Genomic DNA, 22,483 nt, shown 5'->3' on the forward strand with positions numbered 1-22,483 from the left:
ACCCCTCTTATTTAAGAGGGGTTTTTTATTATAAATTTATATCTTCAACATCCGTTCGAACTATAGAATACAATAATGCATCATGTTGCTTATTTCCTTGATGAATATATCCACGTAATAATCCTTCTTTATGAAAGCCTATTTTAGATAACATTTTGCAAGAAGTAACATTTTCAGGGTATGTAATAGCACCAATTCTAAATAAGCCTAAATCTTGAAATCCATAACGAATAATTTCCCTGGCTGCTTCTGACGCATAACCATTCCCCCAATAACGAGGATGTAAGTCATATCCAATTTCAGATCGTTTACTCCATAATTGTAAATTATTTAATCCAATTGTACCTATTAAAGTATTTGTTTCTTTTAATACAATCCCCCATCGTATTGCCTTTTTCTCAAAGTAATTTTTTGAAAAAGATTCAATCATACGTGAAGCTTGTCCAAACTCTGTAAAAGAATTCATACCGTAATAACATGTTACCTCATCCAATGAAAAGATTTCATATATTTTTTGACAATAAGATTGTTCTATTTCAACTAAACGCAAACGTTCTGTTTCTAATATAGGAAATGCCATAGGATCACTCCTTTCTTTCTACTTATTCATTATAGCAGAAAACATATTTATAATTAGGAAATGCCTCAATGTCCCATTAATCAAATATTTCAAGAGTAGCCTACCCTCTTAATTCAATACGAACTAAGAGTAACCCTTCTTGCATTTACTTGATGCGAAATGAATCGGCTACACTAAGTTGGACAGATACTATAAGGGCTAGTAGACTTAACATACTAACCTAAGGGAGCGTGCTACTATGTCACGTCAACGTCGAACTTTTACACCAGAATTTAAACTTCAATTAGTAAAGCTATATGGAAATGGAAAGTCCCGTGCAGATATCTGTCGAGAATATGAAATAACGCCTTCTGCGTTGGATCGCTGGATTAAGAATCATCAAGAAACTGGGACATTTACTGCTAAAGAAAATCGGACAGAAGAAGAAAATGAGTTAATCAGATTACGTAAAGAAAATCAACGTTTAATGATGGAGAATGACATTTTAAAGCAAGCAGCGCTGATCATGGGACGAAAATAGATGTGATCCGAAATAACACTCACAAATATTCAGTATCAGCAATGTGTAACGTCCTTAACATCGCCAAAAGTACCTACTACTATCACGCCAAGCCGCGTGAACAAGACGCACATGAAAAAGAAGACGTTGAGCTTTCCAACGAAATAGAACGACTCTTTAAAGAAAGCCGTAGTAACTATGGTACTCGTAAACTCAAAGTAGAATTAAAGAAACAGAAGATGGTCGTTTCTAGACGTCGAATCGGTCGAATTATGAAACAATTAGGACTTGTATCAAATTATACGGTGTCACAATACAAGCCGTATAAACAAACCTGTAATGAAGCACCAATCAAAAATGAGTTACAACGTCAGTTTAAACAAGAAGAGCAATTAGCTGTAGTTGTCAGTGATTTAACATACGTCCGTGTTGAAAAAAAATGGCACTATGTATGCTTATTTGTGGACCTTTTCAACCGAGAAATTATAGGTTACAGTGCTGGTCCAAATAAGACAGCAGACCTTGTGTATAAAGCATTAGCGAGTATTAAAGGAAATTTACATAACATCAAGATGTTTCATACAGACCGAGGAAAAGAGTTTGATAATAAACTGATTTCAGAGGCTTTAGAAACATTCAGAATTCAACGATCATTAAGTATGAAGGGCTGCCCCTACGATAACGCTGTGGCCGAAGCGATGTTCAAAGTGTTTAAAACAGAATTCGCAAACGGAGCACACTTCGCTTCTCTTGAACAGCTCGCTCTTGAACTTGATGATTATGTTCATTGGTTTAACAACATTCGAATTCACGGAACACTAGGCTATTTAACGCCAGTGGAATATAAGAAACAGACCTTATAAAAATTGTCCAGTCTAGTGTTGACATTCCAAAAAATAAAGAGATGATTATAGTACACTGATCATCCCTTTATTCCATACTAACTTTTCCCTTCTAAAACAACACCCTACCCCATACATTTATGGTAAAATATAGTCAATACATTATTTTATTGTGGAGGTGTAAATTTCCTTTGTATATATTCATCGGTTTATCCCTCTTACTCATATTACTCATATTTTTATTCGCAAAAAAGTTCACTCCAAACTCATTCATAATGACTAGTTTTAAAGGTAATAGCTTTAAAACATTTTCAATCAGCATTTTAATCGCCGCTACTCTTTCTCTTTCATATGGAATCTATCACGCAGCAACATATCAACCTAAACATTTAGACATCACATTACAAAATCAAAACTTTACTGTTTTCGGTAACGTTGGAGAGCTTGGATATTTCTCAGAAGAATTACTAAAAAAAGATACAGAAGTTAAGCTACATTTTGCCTCTTGGAAACCAATGCAATTAAATAATCCAGAAATAATAGTAAACTATCCTTCAGGTAAACAGGAAACATGGAAACCGAACATCACATTACTTCCTGCCAATAAATTAAAAGAGAAACATGGTATAAAAGAGCTTTATCAACTCTCATCATATTCATTTAAAGAATCCGGTAACATAACATTAATGATTACTGAGAATCATACAACGAATAAAAAGATCTCAATTCAAGTGAAATAAATAAAATGTCCCTCCAGCATAACGGAGGGACATTTTATTTATATATGTATGCTATATTAATTTGTCGGTTCATTTAATGTTGCAATTATCTTATTTGCAGTGTTCTTTCCATTTCCAATACACGCACCAATACCGACACCGTAATATGAGGCACCTGCTAAGTATACATTAGGATATAGATCCGTCATTTTTTCTTGTAATGTTTGAACTGCTTGATTATGTTCTAAATGATATTTCGGCATTAAATCTTTCCATTTTGTCACTTCAACTACTTCTGGTTCACCTTTAATTCCGAGACTCTTTTCAATATCATATAAAGCGACTCGTACTAGTTCTTCTTCATTATAATTTTTAATCGTTTCATATACCGGATTCGTACTCTTATAAAACATTCTCACTAATAGCTTTTGGTTTCCAGATGTATGTTTCCACTTCCGGCTTGTCCATGTACAAGCATCACAATGTAAATCACTGTTTTCTGTTACGATAAATCCTGTGCCGTCCGCTGGTAATTGTTCATCTAGTATGTCAAATCCTAAGTAAATACTTATAAGTGATGAATTTTTAAATGTATGAAACTGCTCGTTTAACTCATTAGACTGTAATAAAGTTTCTGCGATATCATGCGGAGTTGCTAAAACAACATAATCAGCTTGGATTGATTCTTGATTTGCAAAGGAGACTTCATAGCGATTACCTTGTTTACTTACAGCTGTCGTTACAACACCCTTCTTAACAACCGTCTCAGTCAGCACTTCTTCTAAACGATCAATAATCGTAGATAATCCACCTTTAAATGATACGAACTTTTTATTTCCTGCTGATTGAAACTGCTTTTTATTCTCTTCAAAACCTTTAATAATACTTCCATATTTATTTTTATAATCCAGTAAATACGGTAGTGTAGACGCCATAGTAAGCTCATTCAATTTACCAGAATATACACCTGAAAGCACCGGAGCAATTTGTCTTTCTACTAACTCTTTCCCTAAAAAGCTTTCTAAAAATACAGCAAGAGAAGTATCCTTCGTAAACTCTTTATTTTTCGTTATGAAATCTTTTAAAGCAACAATTTTCCCTTTCGTTGATACTAGCGTACTGCTAAACAACGACTGGACACTCATCGGTATCCCAAATATAGTATCAGAAGGAATTGGATGTAAAGTATTATCAGAATATATGTAAGAAATACCCGTTTCGTTATACACCATTTCTTCTTCTAAATTTAAATCCTTTATAAGCGGCATGACATGTTCATTACGAGCAACGATAGAATCTGCTCCGGATTCCATAATAAAATCCTTTTCTTCTACACTATGGATTTTCCCACCTAAGTACTCTTCTTTTTCTACAAGGATTAAATTTAAATCTATATTATAATCCTTTTTTAATTTTTCTAAATAAAACATAGTAGAAAGTCCCGTTATACCTCCACCGATAACAACAACTGTTTTCATATGTATTGCGCTCCTAACCGATACAATTAATAATTCCTTTATTATTATACCCAAAAGTCCTTATATTCGACTAGCAACTTGCGCATTCTGTAAGAAATTAGACAATATATCCGAATAAATTTTCGGTTGATCATTATGTACTAAATGACCGGCAAACGGAATAACGGCAATATGAATATTTCCGTTTAATTGTTTGAACGTTGTAGCAGCTGTAACTTCATCTTCTGAATCTCCCCCAACAATACAGAGTGTAGGTATTTGAAGATTCGCTACATCACCAGTTTCATCGAAAGGATACCAACCTTTAACTTGCCACGATTCAAGCAATGCTTTCCAATCACTTTTTTCATGAATTTGATTCATATACGTTATAACTTCTTCATTTTTCATCAATTGCTGATGACACTTCGCTTCATACTCCAGAGACTCTTCCCAATTATCCCTCTTAACTGGAAATATACCTGAAAAAGTTAATGTTCTCACTTTCTCTGGATACTTTTTTGCAAATAATAAAGCGACTAATCCTCCTAGTGAAACACCAGCTATATGACATCTATCAATTTGTAGATGCTCTAACGTATCATATAAATCCTTTACAGAACGTAGGAAATAATTCTCCAATGTCCCCCCTGATTTTCCATGCCCTCTTAAATCAGGACGAATAACTTGATAATTTTGTTCTCGAAAAAATGCTGCCTGCTCTTCATATTCTACTAAACCTGTCATACCACCAGAATGTAAAAGTACGATTGGTTCCCCTTCTCCTGAAATGTACGTATGTAATATCATGTATCCGCCTCCTCTAAAACAGAATATTCCATCTATTATTAGTATATAGAATATACATCTGAATTTCCAAATAAAAAAGAACTATAACATTTTCACATCATGTCATAGTTCTTCCTATTTTAAAAACATAAAGTAATTAATCAGTTTGTCTATTTCTTGACTTAATGCCAATACTTTTTCATGTTGAATTCCGTAATCCGATACTAAATATAAAAGTTCTTCTTTCTTTATTTCAATTACTTTTTCCAATTTCACTAATTCCATGTCGTTTTACTTCTCTCTCCAATACTAAAATGTATGTATTTTAGTATAGCCTATTTACATAATTAGTAAAAGTAAAATACTCATGTAAAATCTTACATATTTTAAAATAATATACTAACAACAAATAAATTTATATTTTTGTACCTTAATACAGACCATTAGGCTTCATTACGTATTCATAACAAATCGGAATTTCTCTAAAGTTATATCTTTATATTTTGGAGCCCTCTTAATATGATCAAAGTAACTATATGAGAATTTAAAGACATGTCCAAAATCCCAATCAATTGACAAGCCACCTTTTAAAACAGTTTTATTTTCCATCTTTTTATCCCCCGTAATAAAAATCACTTTATACTCATCCTAAAGATGGCGTCAATACAAATAAAATATGATTGGATTCATCACTTTTATTCAAAAAACGATGTTTCACATTTGGTGGGATACGTACAACATCTCCTTCTTCTAAGAAGTACTCTTTTCCTTCTAACTCCACATAAACTTCTCCTTTCATAACAACAGCAATTTCTTCTTTATCTTCATGTGAATAGTGATTTTCCGTTGTATTTGCTTGTTTATTTAGGTCCATCATTAACATTTCAATACGCGCTTTCATAAAATCAGGTGTTAATACATCGTATACGATGTGATCGTTATTTTCTCGATATACTTTCTTTCTATCTTTCTTCTTAGAAATGAGTGAATCTGTATCAATCTCATTAATAAATAGTGTAAATAGCGGTACATTTAACGCTTTCGCTATTAATTCCAATACACTTAACGAGGGATTCGCATGTCCTCGTTCAATTTGACTAATTAATGAAGTACTAATCCCTGCATAATCCGCAAATTCGCGAATAGTCATTTTATTTTTCTTACGATAATTTAATACAGTTTGTCCAAGCCTATCATGTATCATAGTAAATCCTTCCTTCGTCCATCATAATATATATTTCATCGTTTTTGTGCTGACTTACTAAACAAAGGCAAATAATCCTTTTCTATCGTCTCCGAGACTTATATACTTACCTTTGTACATTTTATCGTATTTAGTTCATTATAATAGACAATCTATCGGAGGGACAAACTTTGAAATCACCTATTCTTTCATATTGCATCTTATTTTTCGGTGTATTCGCCTTATCAACTTCAGCGATTTTTGTAAAATTGGCAGATGCTCCTGCAACTATCATTGCTTTTTATCGATTATTTTTCGCTGCATTAATTCTGTTACCATTATTACTTTTTAATCAAAACAATCGAAGCGAACTAAAAACAATAACAAGAAGACAATGGGGATTCGGATTCATTTCTGGTCTATTTTTAGCTGCACATTATGTACTATGGTTTGAATCGTTACAATATACTTCTGTAGCAAGTTCTACAGTTATCGTAACGTTACAACCTTTATTCTCAATGATTGGTGGTTATTTTTTATTCAAGGAAAGGTTTACGAGAGGCGCGATTATCGGTTGCCTCATCGCTATTTCAGGAAGTATCGTTATCGGATGGCAAGACTTCCAAATTAGTGGAGAAGCTTTATACGGAGATATTTTAGCGTTTATTGCGGCCGGAATTATTACCGCATACTTTTTCATTAGCCAATATGTTCGTAAAGATTTATCACTTATACCGTATTCGATAATTAGTTATGGGAGTAGTGCCTGTTTTCTTGGTGTATTCTCTTACATGCAAAACGAATCTTTCATCCACTACTCTACACAAACTTGGCTGTGCTTTATTGGCTTAGCATTTATTGCTACGATTTTAGGGCAAACAATTTTTAATTGGTTATTAAAATGGATAAGAGCTACTGTTATCTCTATGAGCATTTTAGGAGAAACGATTGGGACTTGTATACTAGCGTACTTTATATTAAATGAGACTATTTCTTTACAACAAGGACTAGGCATTACAGTTATTTTTATTGGTCTTACATTATTTTTATTACAACCAAATTCTAATAAAAAAGCATGACATTATACTGTCATGCTTTCACTATCCATTATGTATGATTAAACCGTCAGGTCTAAAACGACTCATCATAATTTCATTAATAAACTTTCCGTGAGCCTTCAAATTCCCTATCTTTACTCCCTCTTCTACAAATCCGAATTTTTCATATAGAGATTTCGCTTTCGGATTCGTTTCTAAAACACCAAGTTCCACTCGCTCTAACATTAACCAATTATCAGCCAAATCAAGCTTTTTTGTAAGAAGAGCTTTTCCAATGCCTTTATTATGATATTCACTATCTACCCCGATAAACAAATCACCCGAATGAGATCTACGTCCAGGACTTTGGGTTAACCCAACAAATCCTACAACTTCCCCATCATACTCTGCGACAAATTCAAATTGATTTGGTGCTAAATTTCGAATTCTATTTTCCATCGCATCTACACGCATGCTAGGTAAGAAAACCATATAAGGTAAAACGTCATCTTGTATGCATATACGGTGAATCGCTCTGGCATCTTGTATTTCTACTGCTCTTACTTTGATCGTCATATTTTCTTCCCTCCATATTCTTAACAATACATATATTCATTCTAGCCTCCTGCATGAAACCCCTTCTCTCCTTTATTTCTTTATGTTATTTTTATATAATTATTTCGGCATAATATTAGATTTACGAACAAACTTATCTACATTATACATTAGGGTTAACTTTTTACTTTATTATATAATGCAAGCAGCTTTTCCATTGGAATACCATTTACTTTCATACCGGCTATATCACAATTTTCTATTTCAATATTCTTCAAGTTACTATTATGTATTACACTACCTTGTAAATCACAATTATCAAATAAAATAGGTTCCTTCTCATCTCCAAGACTTGTATCTTTAAATTGAACTCCACCTAAAGTCACCAAACTAAATTTACTGCCAGAAAGATTTAAATCTGCAAATAAAGATCTTTTAAAGTTTATATTTCTAAACTTAGATTGGCTTACATTACAATTACTCATATTCATATGCATTATATTACTACCAATAAATGAACTATTTTTTAAATTTACTTGATAATACTCGGTATTTTCCAAGTTACAGTTTTCATATTGGCTATTTTTTATGTCTTCATTTTTAAATACACTTTCTTTGTTTGAGCTCGTCCCTATTCTTTTCACGTAACAATACTCATCTTCTGATTCAAAAATTGTTTGGTAACCCATCTTTTTATAAAAATGATGATTATTAAGTTGTCTACTAGATGTTTCAAGATCCCAAATCCTTATGCTTGGATACTCCGCTTCTATTAATTTAATAACATTTGATTCAATTCCTTTTCCTTGATAAACAGGCTCTACAAAAATACGATCAATCCGGCCATATGACTTACCTGAGATCGTAACTATAATTCCCCCGATTATTTTTCCATCCATTATCACTTTGTAACAATTCAATTCTTCGATTGAATATCTCATCATTTCTACTGAAGAATACCCTGGTGGTTGGATGTTATAGTCAATAACATCACCTTGACCACATAACCATCGTTTTGCTTCTTCATCAAATGTTCTTGTCATTATTTCTGTTAACTTTTCTGCATCTAAAATTGTAGCTTTTTCTATAGATATTATTGTCATTTTTTTCCCCTTTATTATTACAAGATAATATTTTTGTAAACAATACAGTTATAAAATAAAGAAAATTTAAATTAATCACACTACTTATTATTAAACTACAAATCAACCTATATTTTCCACTGTTCTTTAGATGAATAAAAAAGAGACCATGCAATATAAACATGATCTCTTCTATTATTTATTTTCACTTGTATATAATTTAAAATTAGTTTTTATTTCAGCCACTCGTTGCAACTATTACTTAACTCCTGTAAATCTTCTATAAATCGACTCGCATGATATCCATCACAAACCGAATGATGAACTTGTAATGAAATTGGTAGCATAATCTTATTTTCTTCATTAAAATATTTCCCACAAGTTATAATAGGTAATAGAAAATCAGCATTATTACTAATATTAAGATTAAATCCAGTAAAACTAGTCCAAGGTATGCTAGAAATCGGAAATACATTAGGCGGAATATTTTCTTTCGTGAAAAGACCATGGACACTAGCATAGTATCTCATATCGTCTTCATAATTTTTATAGAAAGTGCGGAAATCACTTGAATAATCCGTCCATATACTTGAAAAAGACTTATCATCTTTATGAAAGATTGTATAACTCGGTATCATTTCCTCCCAATAGCCTAAAGCTCCTTCATCATTAAAAGATGTTCGAAATTCTTTATGATTATTTACTACTTTAGAAATTAAGTATATAAAAACGGGATAAAATTTTATTCCCTTTTGATATACTTCCTCTAATAACATCGTGATATCAACATTAACAGTCATACTAAATGTACATTTCAACTTTAAATAATGCTCAAAATACTGCTCTCTATTCCAATTTTCTCTATCCATTACATGAAACTTCATTTTAATAGCCTCCTAAAATTTTCTTTTTATTTTAGGAGGCTAATTTCCTTGCTTTCACCATAATTGTTCACTCCTAACAGTTTACATTTCACCCTAATTGTTTATTTAATTATATTACATCTATAAGAATCAATTCACATATTTCTGGAAATCCATCCACATACTATAAATAAATCAAATGAAATTTGGAGGATTCATACATGAATAACAAAAATATAAATATAAATAAAAATGAAAATGTTATCGAAAACGCTACACCTATTCAAAATAATAATACTGCCAATCTTACTATCGAAGAACAAGCAATGAACGGCTTATATGGAATGCCAGAAACCGATATTGAAGATGCTGATCATGCTGCATCTGATGATTTGACTTCAAAAAATTAATTACATTGAAAAAAGCCAAGGAAAATATCCTTGGCTTTTTCAACTACGCATCCACTTTTTGTATCTCTTTACTCTTCCTTGAAAGTTTTCCTGGCCAAAAAGCAAAACGGCCTAAAACGACTGTGATTGCCGGTACAAGTAGTGGTCTTACAATAAACGTATCCAGTAATACACCAATTGCTGTTACAATACCAAATTGAACAAGAACTTGAATTGGAAGTGTTCCTAATACAGCAAAAGTTCCGGCTAAAATTAAACCTGCAGATGTAATGACACTACCTGTTTGTATAACGCCATTTTTTACTGCATCCAAATGATTTTGTGTCTTTCTGTTTTTCCATATTTCTGAAACCATAAAGATATTATAATCTTCACCTAAAGCAACTAGAAATACAAATGCGTATAACGGTATTGCACCTTGAATGGCCGGTGCTCCCATACCGAAGTGAAGTAATATCCATCCGGCTCCTAATGCAGAGAAAAATGATAAAACAACAGTTACAATTAAATAAATCATCGCAACAATTGATCGTAAGTAAACAAGTAATAATAAAGCTATAATACTAATCATTACTGGAATAATAACAGCTTCATCACGTTCCGTAATTTGCTTAGTATCATATAATGAAGCTGTTTCTCCGCCAATCCATAGTTGATCTTCTGCATTACTAATCCCAGCATCTTTGAATACTTTTTCTACACTGTTTTTCAATTTAGGGATTTGATCTAACGCTTCAATTGAGTATGGATTTTCAGCTAAGGAAACCTCATACATTTGTATTTGCTTATTTTCTTTACCCTCTTTGGGGTCTTTAACTGTATTTACAAAAGAAAATTTCTCTAGTTCTTCTTTTATAGGAAGCTCTTTTCCTTTCGTATCAACAACAACTTTTACTGGCGCTAGTTCACCAGCTGAGAAATGATCACTAATTAACGTAAACCCTTCGCGTGAAGGCATATCTTTAGGAAACGATTCTAATAAGTCGTATGTGTATTGAATACGTGGTACAAATGATGCCAATCCACCTAATACAAATACAGTGAGCATAATGATTGTCCACGGTCTTCGTACTACAACATCTCCAAGTTTTTTACTAAAGGCGCCTTTTGATTTTTTAACTTTTACTACTTTCTTTTTCCTTCTTGCTAATTCTTCATTCATCGAAATTGTTCTCGGTACAAACGGGAAGAATGCAGTTCTATCGAAAATTAATAAAAATGCTGGTAAAATCGTTAAAGCAGCAATTCCCATTATAAATACAGCTACACTAAATGGCACTGCAAATCGATGAAAGGCACCATAATGAGCAAGTAATAATATTCCTAATCCAAGTACAACTGTTAACGCACTCATTATAATTGCTCCGCTAGAAGCTTTAATTGCAAGTTGCAATGCCTTATATTTACTTTCTTCTTCTAGCAAGTATTCCCGATATCTCGAAATTAAAAATAGACAATAATCCGTTCCAGCACCAAACAATAGTACAGTCATAATTGATATCGCCTGTGCATCTACTTTAATCCATCCGTGATCAGCTAAAAACCCAAGCGTCGGACTAATAATACCGTATGCAAAGCCAACAACAAGTAAAGGTAAAATTGCTAAAATTGGTGAACGGTATAGCAAAATTAATAGGACTAATACAAGTAATACAGTAGCAACTAACAGTTTTACATCAGCTTGACTAAATAAGCTAACTGCATCCGTTTGAATGCCAACAGGTCCAGATAATCGAACATGTAAACCAGCGTCACTAATTTTTCGTTTGAATGGATCTTCATCGACTTTACTATTTACTATGTTTCTTAAATCTTCAAGATTTCCTTTTAATATATCTGTTCCAGCCGACTTGTTAAAAAATACCGGTGTAACAAATGATGTACCGTCTTTTGAGGCACTTTTTGATAATACTTGTTCCGGGATTGTATCAAATGGTGGTAATGTTGATTGCTCCTTTAAAGGACTAGCTTTTAACTCTTTATAAACGTCTTGTATGAGTTTATAATCCTGCGACTGTAATCCACCATCCCTATACCATACTACTAACAAAGGATTCCCCGCATTATTCGGAAACTCTTTTTTCATAAGTGCTTCCGCTTGCTGCGACATAGCTGTTTCGGGTAAATTTTTCGGGTTCGGTTCTTTCGTACTGTTTACTTGTGGTAACGTAAATGAAAGTAATAATGTAATAAGAATCCATACCGATAAAGTGATCCATTGCGTATTTTTCCCTGCTACAAGCCTCCCTAACATATGTAACGGGTGCTTTTTCATAAAAAACCCACCTTCCTTTTTTCCTCCACTATTAATTATATATACTGGTCGGTTAATTAATCAAGAATGAATAAAAATTATGTTATAATTATCTAAACAATACATGTCAGGAGCGAATGGATTTGGAACAAAAACAACGCCCTCTTGGAAGGCCTCGTCAAAATAAAAATACAAAATCTACAAAAGAAACCATTTTAGAAGTTGCAACTCGGTTATTTCTTACTCAAAATTATCAAGTCGTTTCTATGGAGGAAGTAGCAAAAGTTTGTGGTGTTACGAAAGCAACCGTCTACTATTACTATTCAACAAAAGCAGATTTATTTACCGCTACTATGATTCAAATGATGGTACGTATACGTGAGAATATGTCGCAAATACTCTCTACAAACAATATTTTAGAAGAGAGATTATTAAACTTTGCTAAAGTTTACTTACATGCCACAATGGATATCGATATGAAAAATTTTATGAAAGATGCAAAACTGTCGTTATCTGAAGAACAATTGAAGGAATTAAAAAAAGCTGAAGATAGCATGTATGAAGTATTAGAAAAAGCACTCGATAAAGCGATGCAACTTGGAGAAATCCAAAAAGGAAACCCTAAATTTGCCGCTCATGCATTCGTATCTTTATTATCAATTGGGAATTTTAAAGATGAAAATGACAATCCTATTCTTACAAATATAGATGAATTAGCACAAAAAATCGTTTCTTTTTATTGGAACGGATTAGGTCATTCATATTAAACAGATTTCCTTTAATAAAAAGCATGTTTGAATTTTTTTCAAACATGCTTTTTTATAATTTAGCATCCATTATCAAAAAATTATTATCTTCGACTTTTACAAATTTTGAAGTTGAATCTTTATATTCCCCTTACTTAATCCCCCATGGTAACAAACTACAGATTCAATATCTAGATTTAAATACTTCTCCAAAGACTGCTGTGCTTCCATAATATTTAAAGTTGTTGGGGCGTGAATTCCTCCTAACTTTCCATTCACACTATACATCGATTCTCCTGCAATAAGAGTTTTACTTTGTTTCAAATATAAACTAATATGACCAGGAGTATGCCCTGGAGTATGGAGAATTCGTATTCCACCGCAATACGGAAGTTCTTGCCCGTCAATCACTGTGTCACTCACTTTTCCTTTTGGTGGATTCTCTACATGTACATCTTTCAATAAAGGTAAATCCCCCTCAATATATCGTTTATCTAACTCGTGCGCATAAACTTTAATATCGCTTACACCATTCTCCAATACATCAGGAAGGCTACCTATATGATCTATATCCTGGTGTGTCAAAATCACAACTTTTAGCTTATCAACAGATACCCCAACTCTCTTCATCTCTACTTGTATATCTTCGAATTGTCCAGGAAAACCAGTATCTATTAAAACTGCCATTTCATCATTCCATAAAAGAATTGGGTGAATGATAAATTCTTGAAATTCGAGTTGTAACATTTCTACCCCTTTTGCAATCTCCATACAGCAATTCTCCTTTATAATGAAGTTTGAAAATATGTACGAGTAAACTGAAAATATAAAGCACCGCTATCTCATAATATGTTTTGTCATCCCAATAGAGAATGCTTCAAACCCTATAGATTCATAGTAAGATTGCAATTTTTGTACACACATAAGTTGTGGAATAACTTTGCTTTGTTCACATCGCTGGATTAACCGTCCTACTATTTCTTTTCCAATACCAATGGACTGATACTCTGGCATTACACATACACCGCAAATAACGCCCGTTATTACACCATCTGATATAATACGCCCCATTCCTACTAACTTCTTATCATCAAATGCATAAATTGCATACCAACTTTGTTTACACATTTGTTCCAATTCATTAACCGTTAATTTAAGAGAATTCCATCCTAAAGATTCGTATAAGTCTAATAATCCATTAAAATCTGTAGGATGTTCACTTGTGTAGCGTATACTATTTTCCATATAAATACTCCTTATTCTATAGTTTGTTAATGCTCCATAAAATTCCCCTTATAAAAATTGCAATTGACGTGAAAATAACTAGAACAAACTTCAATAAGAAAAATAGAATTCCTTCTCAACATAAAATAAAAAGAAGTTATCTCACTTGAGATAACTTCTTTTATATAAGACTCTCATTATATTATTAACCAAAAATTATACAACTACATACGATAAGCACAAACACAACTAATAAACCATTTGAGAAATAACCCATAGAATACTGCCCCTTTATTAAATTATGTAAAAGATTTTATCATAAAATGATTTACAACATAATAACTGAAAAAGACATTGTATTCATTAGTTACGTATATTTAGTAATATTTTAATTTCTATTCATATTCTCCTTACTTTATTGTACTAGAAATTAAAAAGAATTCTCTTTCCCTTTTCATCCCTCAACTAAAATTCAATAATACAAATTTCAAAATGTTAATATATGATAAAATAAATTTAACAACACTTTACTTACAATAATAAGGGGGCCTGCTCATGAAGGCGAATCTAGGAACATGGAATGTCAACACTAGACTGGACAATTTTTATAAGGTCTGTTTCTTATATTCCACTGGCGTTAAATAGCCTAGTGTTCCGTGAATTCGAATGTTGTTAAACCAATGAACATAATCATCAAGTTCAAGAGCGAGCTGTTCAAGAGAAGCGAAGTGTGCTCCGTTTGCGAATTCTGTTTTAAACACTTTGAACATCGCTTCGGCCACAGCGTTATCGTAGGGGCAGCCCTTCATACTTAATGATCGTTGAATTCTGAATGTTTCTAAAGCCTCTGAAATCAGTTTATTATCAAACTCTTTTCCTCGGTCTGTATGAAACATCTTGATGTTATGTAAATTTCCTTTAATACTCGCTAATGCTTTATACACAAGGTCTGCTGTCTTATTTGGACCAGCACTGTAACCTATAATTTCTCGGTTGAAAAGGTCCACAAATAAGCATACATAGTGCCATTTTTTTTCAACACGGACGTATGTTAAATCACTGACAACTACAGCTAATTGCTCTTCTTGTTTAAACTGACGTTGTAACTCATTTTTGATTGGTGCTTCATTACAGGTTTGTTTATACGGCTTGTATTGTGACACCGTATAATTTGATACAAGTCCTAATTGTTTCATAATTCGACCGATTCGACGTCTAGAAACGACCATCTTCTGTTTCTTTAATTCTACTTTGAGTTTACGAGTACCATAGTTACTACGGCTTTCTTTAAAGAGTCGTTCTATTTCGTTGGAAAGCTCAACGTCTTCTTTTTCATGTGCGTCTTGTTCACGCGGCTTGGCGTGATAGTAGTAGGTACTTTTGGCGATGTTAAGGACGTTACACATTGCTGATACTGAATATTTGTGAGTGTTATTTCGGATCACATCTATTTTCGTCCCATGATCAGCGCTGCTTGCTTTAAAATGTCATTCTCCATCATTAAACGTTGATTTTCTTTACGTAATCTGATTAACTCATTTTCTTCTTCTGTCCGATTTTCTTTAGCAGTAAATGTCCCAGTTTCTTGATGATTCTTAATCCAGCGATCCAACGCAGAAGGCGTTATTTCATATTCTCGACAGATATCTGCACGGGACTTTCCATTTCCATATAGCTTTACTAATTGAAGTTTAAATTCTGGTGTAAAAGTTCGACGTTGACGTGACATAGTAGCACGCTCCCTTAGGTTAGTATGTTAAGTCTACTAGCCCTTATAGTATCTGTCCAACTTAGTGTAGCCGATTCAACAATAAAAGAACACTTAAACAGTGAAGAAGATATTCTTTCTACACTCTACTGCGTAATAAATTTTGGTTATATCAGTAGATCTGGCATTTTAGCTGCTACAAATAAAAGATTATTGTTCTGTTCTGATGCTATGTTTGGAAAAGGACTAAAATGGGAATTCAAATATACTGAAATAGAAGATTTCAGTCATACGGATGGGGTTGTATTAGAGATGTCTGCAATTCCCTTTATCAAAAAAATAACCATGAACCATGGAGACGATTTTATTGTCTTTGATAATTTTTCAAGCCCACAAAACGTACAATCCTTTTTTAAGTTGGTTCAATCCAAGCAATAAACCTATCAAGACTCTTACATATACCATATTCTTTGGCACGGTAAAGCTTATAGAATGTACAAAGAGGGTTGCATTTGCACCCCTCTTTGTATATGTCACTGTTTTACTTTAAAATCTCTTTTTCACACATAGCTCTACTTATATTTTTTTGACTCATAATACCTTCTTAATTTTCATAATGTTTTCACCTAACTAAACGTATGATTTAGATTATCTTCATTATGCATGCTACAATCTTTCAATAGATCACATTTAATATTATATAATTTTTATAATTAGATAATACAAATTTATTTACGCTACTTTTACAGCTTTATTCTTCAAAATAAACTTTGCAAATAAGAAACGCACAAGTGGCCCCATAATAATTAATTGTAATGGATAAGCCATAATGAAATTTTTAATAAAAATTGTAAAATATATTGAAACAAATGAATCCCCTTGTAGCCCACCATGTAAATGCATCATAGTCATTCCGAAAAATGACATAAAGAACACCATTCCGATTACCATTGCTGTCGCCATCGCAACTATAATATTTATTTTCTTCGATTTATCAAACGGTAGCATGAATACAATTTTTTTCGCACAAGGTCCAACGATACATATTTCAATTAATAGCGCAATAATAAATCCAATTAGTAGTTCTAATGCGATCTCCTTAATATGAATTGGCCCTCCTGATCCATTCGTTAGTAAATTGTAAAACGTCATTACGATAACCATCCCAAGGCACATCATCATACCAAATTGGAGGTTTTCCTTTCTTGTTGTTGGCAAAATTCATCATCCTTTCTCTTTGAGTCTTTGTCATTATATCGATATTGGAAACCTCTTCGTAAGTGAACATTTTGTGAACAAATTTAAAACGTTTTCATATATTTTCTTTGCTTTCAACTCAAATTCTCACTTTTACTTATAAAGGTTTTATATATTTCAATGTTGAATTACTAAATTGAAACATTACTACTAGGAGGAGAACCATGAATGAACAAGGATTTTTCGTATATCATATCGTAACAAGGAAAAAAATGAAGATCGGACAAAGCATTCAATTTAATAAAAATCAAACTAATACGCTATTCCACTTCTTTTTTGAAAGAAAACATTTAAATTCTAATGGTGAAGATTCTATACAAATTTTAAAAGAACATTATACAAATGAAGAATTACATATAAAGAATGAAAATGCTACAGTAGTTATGAATTACATGGATCAAACAATTAGAGCCATTAGAGAAACGATTGTGGAAATGGTTAGGCTGCAAGAATATCCTGATTATCCATCAAGATTGTCTTGTTTATATGCTGCTAAAAGCTATGAAGATGCTTTAAAATGGAAAGCATTATTTGATTCTTACAATCGAGAAGTTTTGCAGATTGTTAAACTACGAGTAATCGGAAGTTCTTTTGAAGGTGACGGGAATCTTTTACCGAAAGAAGATGCTATTCCTTTTCTCAAAAAATGGAACAATATAGAGAATATTGGAAAGGAAATGTGAATAACGAACTCCCTGAGCTACTCATTAATGGCGAAATTGAAGTAGTCGAAATTATTGATGACTTTTCCTCAATGCATGTTTAATTTCTAACTAAATCAAATAGGATGGAGATTACAATGATGAAAAAAGTGTACTTCAATCATGATGGTGGTGTAGATGATTTAATTTCACTATTTTTATTACTTCAGATGGATAATGTCAAACTTACAGGTGTTTCAGTTATCCCTGCTGATTGCTATTTGGAACCAGCAATATCTGCAAGTCGCAAAATTATTGATCGCTTCAGCAAAAAATATATTGAAGTAGCCGCATCAAATTCCCGTGCGAAAAATCCATTTCCAAAAGACTGGCGGATGCATGCATTTTATGTAGATGCTTTACCCATTTTAAATGAGGCTGGAAAAGTTAAAACACCTGTAGCAGCAAAGTCTGCACATCATCACTTAATAGAAACGCTTCTACAAACGGAAGGGAAAACAACTTTATTATTTACGGGACCCCTAACTGACCTTGCTCGTGCATTATATGAAGCTCCCATAGTCGAAGATAAAATTGAACGTCTCGTTTGGATGGGGGGTACATTTCTTACCGCAGGCAATGTACATGAACCAGAGCATGACGGAACAGCTGAGTGGAATTCGTTTTGGGATCCTGAAGCAGTAGCTCGTGTATGGGAATCAAAAATTGAAATCGACTTAGTGACACTAGAAAGTACAAACCAAGTTCCATTAACTATAGACATACGTGAACGTTGGGCAAAAGAACGAAAGTATATTGGTGTAGATTTCCTTGGTCAATGCTATGCGATGGTTCCTCCCCTCGTTCACTTTTCAACGAACTCTACTTACTACTTGTGGGATGTACTAACAACTGCGCTTGTCGGAAACACTAACCTCGCAAAAACTCAAACGATTAATAGTATCGTTCATACATACGGACCAAGCCAGGGGCGTACAGTGGAATTTGATGGTGGGCGACCTGTAAATGTAGTATATGATGTAAACCACAATGGATTTTTCAACTATATAACTGAATTAGTAAGGAAAGCTTCCACTTGAACCACTATCTATACGAAAAATACATAGAATGACACCCCTCCAGACAATGATTCCCCATTTATAATTTGGTTGAAACTACATATTTAACTATTGAAAAGAGTATTGAATTAAATTTCAATACTCTTTTTGTGCAATTTAATTATATTGGATTCATGTCGTGTCTTATTGATTATTCATTTCATAACCATTTACAAAAAACGTTATTGTTTCTAGTTCATCTTCATTTAATTCTCTATCTATGTTTCGTTTATACGCTTCCTTTATCTTCCCTTCATCGCCTTTATGTATTTCAGTATAAGTTCCTACTGTTTTTAACATACGAATCTCTTGTAAAAACTCCTCTCGATTTATCGCTTCCCCATGAGAGAGAATATATGTCTCAGCATCAAATTTTTCTAATTCATCTATTAATGCAAACGTTCTTTTCGTCGTATAGTTCCACTTCGAAGAAAAAATATCTGCATATATACAGTCTCCTAAAAACAATATCTTTTCTTCTTTTATGTACATAACAATTGAATCATGTGCATGATCTCCGCTCACATGTTTTAACACGCAGGTCACCTCACCAAGGTCTAATTCAATTTGATCCTGGAACGTTAAGGTTGGAAGAATAATTTTAATATTTCTCGCTTTTTCTTCAAACTCTTTTTTGATGCAATCCGCACAAAATGCAATTTCCGTACCCTCTTTTACGCGTGCGTCCAACGCTTCATCTGTCCATTCATAAGATACTATTGCCTGCATTTCTTTTTTCGTTTCAGCGTGTGAAATAGTTAATGCATTCTGTAATACAGATAATCCAAAAATATGATCCCAATGCCAATGCGTTAGTGCTACAAAATCAGGATTCGATACATTTTTTTCTTTTAACATTTCTAAAAATAATTGTGCATGTTCCTCTGAATTCCCTGCATCGATCATTAAAGTTTTTTCTTTTCCAATGACCATTCCTAATATAGGTCTATCTGTTTCGGAAACGGGTGTCATATACCAAAATGAGTTTCCTATTTTTTTAATTTGTTGCATCATTTGTTCCTCCATTTACTATTACTCTCTTGAATTATTATCTGTAGAACCTTTATCAAGCACATAGGGTGAAATTATATTGCTTTCTTTAAAACGTAATAACTTTTTCTATCCATTTAAATATGCATCCCAATCGTAGTCTTCAATTTTATAGAATCTACCTTCATCATTTCTTTCATATGCACATAAAGGTGGTTCCTCAAGAAATTTTAAAATAGAATCATCTATATTCAAAATGACTCCAATTGAAATAATTTGAAAGTTTTTAGGATTATTGACATAGTCATCACTTTCATAACCACTCAGTATTGACCAACCAGAGTCACCTTTTTCTCTTGAACCCTCTTTAAGCATAAAGTTAAATTCTCTTTTTTCAAGTACATCATTACTAACAATTACCTTCGTATCAAAATAAAAATCCCAATCTTTTGAAGATGGATCGTCATATTCCGTATCACATATATTTTCAATCCCAAATGAAATTTTATCACCTATTTTTAAATCTAAGCGATATGGTTCATTGCTCAGTTCCCCTACAAACTTCTTCTCATTTCTTTCAATGATTTCAACCCACATTCTTTCACCATTAAATCCATCTTCTTCCTCATTTTTAGATACAAAAATTAGCTTTACCAAATCCCCAACCTTTAATTTCTCCAAAACTTCTGAGCTAGGAAGGTAGAATGTATAGGGCGCTTCTTTATTTAATTCATAAACATTATCTAAGTACCAAGTCATTTTTTCCTCTCCTTAAAGGCTTTTCACATTCATATTTTTAAAATAATACTATTTTTTCTTCCGGCAGACTACTACCATAGAATAGCAATCTTCTCCCAACTCATTGCCTTCCCAATCATTATATATATGTAATAATTCAAAACCATTCGCTACTAATAATCTTTCTAACTCCTGCGGGTACGTATAACGAAGATCTATCGTTGTTTTTATTTCCTCTACTAGAGTATCCCCCTCATAAAACCTTCTTGTTGTTATGTAGTGCTGTATTTGTTGAATTGAATTGAATCGTATGTCATTTCAGTATATAAATCACATTTTCTTCCCTTTTCATCATTAACAGTTGTCCAATATTCTTCTATAGATGGTTGTATTAATTCTTCTTTTGAAGGGAAACGTGTATCGAATATGAATATACCATTCTCAGCTAACACATGATGAATAGATGTTAATAATTGATTTTGATGAATATTTGTAAGGAAATGCTGGAATCCATGCCCCACCATAAATGCTAGCGAAATGGTATCTTCAATGTTCAATTGTAAGCAGTCTTGTTGTAACCATTTTACCTTCTTACAATCCGTAGTTTTTGTCTTTGCTTCAGCAAGCATGCCTTCATGTATATCTACACCAATCATTTGATATCCATTTTCTATAAATGGAATTGTAACCCTTCCTGTACCACAGGCAAGATCTAGAATCCATTCATTTTGTATATGTAGTTTTTGTGCCCATGATAGTAAAAACGGAAAATCTGATAAACTTTTATTTTCTATATCATATCGTTTTGGATTTTCGTATTCAGATAAACTCCATTTTGTTTGCAAAATTCTTCCTCATTTCATATTTACACTTAAATTTAATATATAAATTATAACGAATTATTAGTTTTTTCTCTATAATGAAACACAATTACTTGGACTAATCTAACTTTCCTTTTCGTAAGCTAAAAATAAGGTGGAAGAATCGGAGTGTGATACGATGGAACGATTATGGATTCCTATGATAGTTACATTTTTTTCATTTGGTGGCTTATTATTAGGCGGTGCTGTTGGCATTGCTACACGCCAGCTAATTGAAGAAAAGATGCACCGTTTATACGCATTATGTGGAGGGATTTTGCTTGGGCTTTTATCCCTTGAAATTATTCCTGAAACATTTTCAAGCTATGAAATAATTGGTCCTATACTTGGTATAGCTATCGGCATTTTAGCTATGAGCTTATTAGATAACTATTGTCATCATCCAATGATACATAAAAAAGATCAACAAGCTTGGCAAACTTTCCTTTTCCTCTCTTTCGCTATATTTATTCATAATTTACCGAGTGGCTTTGCTTTAGGTACTGCTTTTATTAATCATGCTGACTCTGCCATACCTTTTTTAATAGCAATCGTCGTTCACCATATTCCTGAAGGCTTAGCATTAATTATCCCCTTTCTATTTACAAAACATAAATATATTTCCTTTTTATTAACAACTTTATTACTATCTCTTATTCTCGGTACCGGTACAGTTTTTGGCATTTTAATGGAAGGAAAAGCGCTTCATTTACAAGGACTCATTATGGGAAGTGCTATCGGTTCACTTGGCTATGTCACAATTCATGAAATGCTTTGGAAAGCAAAGAAGCAGCTCTCTTTCCTTTCATTTTTAACATGGGCATCTAGTGGATTTTTACTAATAACAGTATTTACACTATTCGCTGGTCATCATTAAAGATAATAATATTATCATTTGTATATTTTTCCTTTTTCTCCAAAACATAATAGT

24 protein-coding genes and 2 pseudogenes are annotated in these 22,483 nt (G+C 32.7%); 9 read left to right on the forward strand and 17 right to left on the reverse strand.

What is annotated here, in order from left to right; all coding sequences use genetic code 11:
- Positions 1-28 precede the first annotated feature (28 nt).
- Complete coding sequence (locus QCI73_RS15345; RefSeq protein ID WP_000885381.1) at positions 29-580, reverse strand: GNAT family N-acetyltransferase; 552 nt, start codon at positions 578-580, stop codon at positions 29-31.
- A 238-nt stretch (positions 581-818) separates the two neighbouring features.
- Here QCI73_RS15345 and QCI73_RS15350 point away from each other — a divergent pair.
- Both QCI73_RS15350 and QCI73_RS15355 read left to right on the forward strand, forming a co-directional pair.
- Positions 819-1,942, forward strand: a protein-coding gene (locus QCI73_RS15350; protein WP_085964333.1) for an IS3 family transposase whose coding sequence is annotated in 2 segments (ribosomal slippage) — positions 819-1,065 and positions 1,065-1,942 — 1,125 coding nt in all. Because the reading frame shifts where the segments join, the coding sequence is not laid out codon by codon here.
- A 170-nt stretch (positions 1,943-2,112) separates the two neighbouring features.
- Complete coding sequence (locus tag QCI73_RS15355) at positions 2,113-2,661, forward strand: hypothetical protein (protein WP_353823276.1); 549 nt, start codon at positions 2,113-2,115, stop codon at positions 2,659-2,661.
- 56 nt (positions 2,662-2,717) lie between these two features.
- Here the strand turns inward: QCI73_RS15355 and QCI73_RS15360 are convergent, their stop codons facing one another.
- From QCI73_RS15360 to QCI73_RS15380, 5 genes are all read right to left on the reverse strand, one after another.
- Positions 2,718-4,118, reverse strand: a complete 1,401-nt coding sequence (locus tag QCI73_RS15360) for a protoporphyrinogen oxidase (RefSeq protein ID WP_262726138.1) — start codon at positions 4,116-4,118, stop codon at positions 2,718-2,720.
- 60 nt (positions 4,119-4,178) lie between these two features.
- Positions 4,179-4,907: an alpha/beta fold hydrolase gene (locus tag QCI73_RS15365; RefSeq protein ID WP_262726137.1), complete on the reverse strand. Its 729-nt coding sequence runs from the start codon at positions 4,905-4,907 to the stop codon at positions 4,179-4,181.
- A gap of 114 nt (positions 4,908-5,021) precedes the next feature.
- Positions 5,022-5,171, reverse strand: coding sequence for an aspartyl-phosphate phosphatase Spo0E family protein (locus tag QCI73_RS15370; RefSeq protein WP_000424361.1), 150 nt, complete (start codon positions 5,169-5,171; stop codon positions 5,022-5,024).
- A gap of 168 nt (positions 5,172-5,339) precedes the next feature.
- Positions 5,340-5,495, reverse strand: a complete 156-nt coding sequence (locus tag QCI73_RS15375; protein WP_000428943.1) for a hypothetical protein — start codon at positions 5,493-5,495, stop codon at positions 5,340-5,342.
- Between the two features lie 34 nt (positions 5,496-5,529).
- Positions 5,530-6,090, reverse strand: a complete 561-nt coding sequence (locus QCI73_RS15380) for a helix-turn-helix domain-containing protein (protein WP_262726429.1) — start codon at positions 6,088-6,090, stop codon at positions 5,530-5,532.
- Positions 6,091-6,260: 170 nt separating this feature from the next.
- Between QCI73_RS15380 and QCI73_RS15385 the strand changes: the two genes are divergently transcribed.
- Positions 6,261-7,148 (forward strand): DMT family transporter, encoded by an 888-nt coding sequence (locus QCI73_RS15385; protein ID WP_353823277.1) that lies wholly within the window; start codon positions 6,261-6,263, stop codon positions 7,146-7,148.
- A 21-nt stretch (positions 7,149-7,169) separates the two neighbouring features.
- Here the strand turns inward: QCI73_RS15385 and QCI73_RS15390 are convergent, their stop codons facing one another.
- From QCI73_RS15390 to catA, 3 genes are all read right to left on the reverse strand, one after another.
- The gene (locus tag QCI73_RS15390; protein ID WP_353823278.1) at positions 7,170-7,682 is read right to left on the reverse strand and encodes a GNAT family N-acetyltransferase; all 513 of its coding nucleotides are present in this window, start codon (positions 7,680-7,682) and stop codon (positions 7,170-7,172) included.
- Positions 7,683-7,837: 155 nt separating this feature from the next.
- A complete protein-coding gene (locus tag QCI73_RS15395) occupies positions 7,838-8,764 on the reverse strand; it encodes a GNAT family N-acetyltransferase (RefSeq protein ID WP_353823279.1) in 927 nt (308 codons plus the stop codon).
- A gap of 212 nt (positions 8,765-8,976) precedes the next feature.
- Complete coding sequence (catA, locus tag QCI73_RS15400) at positions 8,977-9,627, reverse strand: type A chloramphenicol O-acetyltransferase (protein ID WP_353823280.1); 651 nt, start codon at positions 9,625-9,627, stop codon at positions 8,977-8,979.
- Between the two features lie 200 nt (positions 9,628-9,827).
- On the opposite strand from catA, the gene QCI73_RS15405 reads away from it, so the two are divergent.
- Positions 9,828-10,016, forward strand: coding sequence for a DUF4021 family protein (locus tag QCI73_RS15405; protein WP_353823281.1), 189 nt, complete (start codon positions 9,828-9,830; stop codon positions 10,014-10,016).
- A 43-nt stretch (positions 10,017-10,059) separates the two neighbouring features.
- On the opposite strand, the gene QCI73_RS15410 is transcribed toward QCI73_RS15405, so the two are convergent.
- Positions 10,060-12,291: an MMPL family transporter gene (locus tag QCI73_RS15410; protein ID WP_353823282.1), complete on the reverse strand. Its 2,232-nt coding sequence runs from the start codon at positions 12,289-12,291 to the stop codon at positions 10,060-10,062.
- Positions 12,292-12,407: 116 nt separating this feature from the next.
- Between QCI73_RS15410 and QCI73_RS15415 the strand changes: the two genes are divergently transcribed.
- The gene (locus QCI73_RS15415; protein WP_353823283.1) at positions 12,408-13,037 is read left to right on the forward strand and encodes a TetR/AcrR family transcriptional regulator; all 630 of its coding nucleotides are present in this window, start codon (positions 12,408-12,410) and stop codon (positions 13,035-13,037) included.
- A 96-nt stretch (positions 13,038-13,133) separates the two neighbouring features.
- Here QCI73_RS15415 and QCI73_RS15420 read toward each other — a convergent pair whose 3' ends face one another.
- The 3 genes from QCI73_RS15420 to QCI73_RS15430 form a co-directional block, all read right to left on the reverse strand.
- Positions 13,134-13,787, reverse strand: coding sequence for an MBL fold metallo-hydrolase (locus QCI73_RS15420; RefSeq protein WP_353823284.1), 654 nt, complete (start codon positions 13,785-13,787; stop codon positions 13,134-13,136).
- 66 nt (positions 13,788-13,853) lie between these two features.
- Positions 13,854-14,261 (reverse strand): GNAT family N-acetyltransferase, encoded by a 408-nt coding sequence (locus QCI73_RS15425; RefSeq protein ID WP_353823285.1) that lies wholly within the window; start codon positions 14,259-14,261, stop codon positions 13,854-13,856.
- Positions 14,262-14,845: 584 nt separating this feature from the next.
- Positions 14,846-15,969, reverse strand: a protein-coding gene (locus QCI73_RS15430; RefSeq protein WP_085964333.1) for an IS3 family transposase whose coding sequence is annotated in 2 segments (ribosomal slippage) — positions 14,846-15,723 and positions 15,723-15,969 — 1,125 coding nt in all. Because the reading frame shifts where the segments join, the coding sequence is not laid out codon by codon here.
- A 24-nt stretch (positions 15,970-15,993) separates the two neighbouring features.
- Here QCI73_RS15430 and QCI73_RS15435 point away from each other — a divergent pair.
- Complete coding sequence (locus QCI73_RS15435; protein WP_353823286.1) at positions 15,994-16,386, forward strand: PH domain-containing protein; 393 nt, start codon at positions 15,994-15,996, stop codon at positions 16,384-16,386.
- Positions 16,387-16,680: 294 nt separating this feature from the next.
- Here QCI73_RS15435 and QCI73_RS15440 read toward each other — a convergent pair whose 3' ends face one another.
- Positions 16,681-17,166: a DUF2798 domain-containing protein gene (locus QCI73_RS15440; RefSeq protein WP_001143424.1), complete on the reverse strand. Its 486-nt coding sequence runs from the start codon at positions 17,164-17,166 to the stop codon at positions 16,681-16,683.
- Between the two features lie 203 nt (positions 17,167-17,369).
- Here QCI73_RS15440 and QCI73_RS15445 point away from each other — a divergent pair.
- Together QCI73_RS15445 and QCI73_RS15450 are read left to right on the forward strand one after the other, a co-directional pair.
- Positions 17,370-17,971 (forward strand): annotated as a pseudogene (locus QCI73_RS15445) (DUF2441 domain-containing protein).
- Between the two features lie 33 nt (positions 17,972-18,004).
- On the forward strand, positions 18,005-18,946 hold the full coding sequence (locus QCI73_RS15450) for a nucleoside hydrolase (protein ID WP_353823287.1): 942 nt from the start codon (positions 18,005-18,007) through the stop codon (positions 18,944-18,946).
- 162 nt (positions 18,947-19,108) lie between these two features.
- Here QCI73_RS15450 and QCI73_RS15455 read toward each other — a convergent pair whose 3' ends face one another.
- From QCI73_RS15455 to QCI73_RS15465, 3 genes and pseudogenes are all read right to left on the reverse strand, one after another.
- Complete coding sequence (locus QCI73_RS15455; protein WP_353823288.1) at positions 19,109-19,975, reverse strand: MBL fold metallo-hydrolase; 867 nt, start codon at positions 19,973-19,975, stop codon at positions 19,109-19,111.
- A gap of 108 nt (positions 19,976-20,083) precedes the next feature.
- Positions 20,084-20,713 (reverse strand): immunity protein Imm33 domain-containing protein, encoded by a 630-nt coding sequence (locus tag QCI73_RS15460; RefSeq protein WP_353823289.1) that lies wholly within the window; start codon positions 20,711-20,713, stop codon positions 20,084-20,086.
- A 48-nt stretch (positions 20,714-20,761) separates the two neighbouring features.
- Positions 20,762-21,537: pseudogene (locus QCI73_RS15465) on the reverse strand (class I SAM-dependent methyltransferase).
- A gap of 154 nt (positions 21,538-21,691) precedes the next feature.
- On the opposite strand from QCI73_RS15465, the gene QCI73_RS15470 reads away from it, so the two are divergent.
- Positions 21,692-22,429, forward strand: coding sequence for a ZIP family metal transporter (locus QCI73_RS15470; protein WP_074539995.1), 738 nt, complete (start codon positions 21,692-21,694; stop codon positions 22,427-22,429).
- Positions 22,430-22,483: the final 54 nt, after the last annotated feature.

The organism is Bacillus cereus group sp. MG16 (genome assembly GCF_040459875.1).
Taxonomy (GTDB): domain Bacteria; phylum Bacillota; class Bacilli; order Bacillales; family Bacillaceae_G; genus Bacillus_A; species Bacillus_A paranthracis.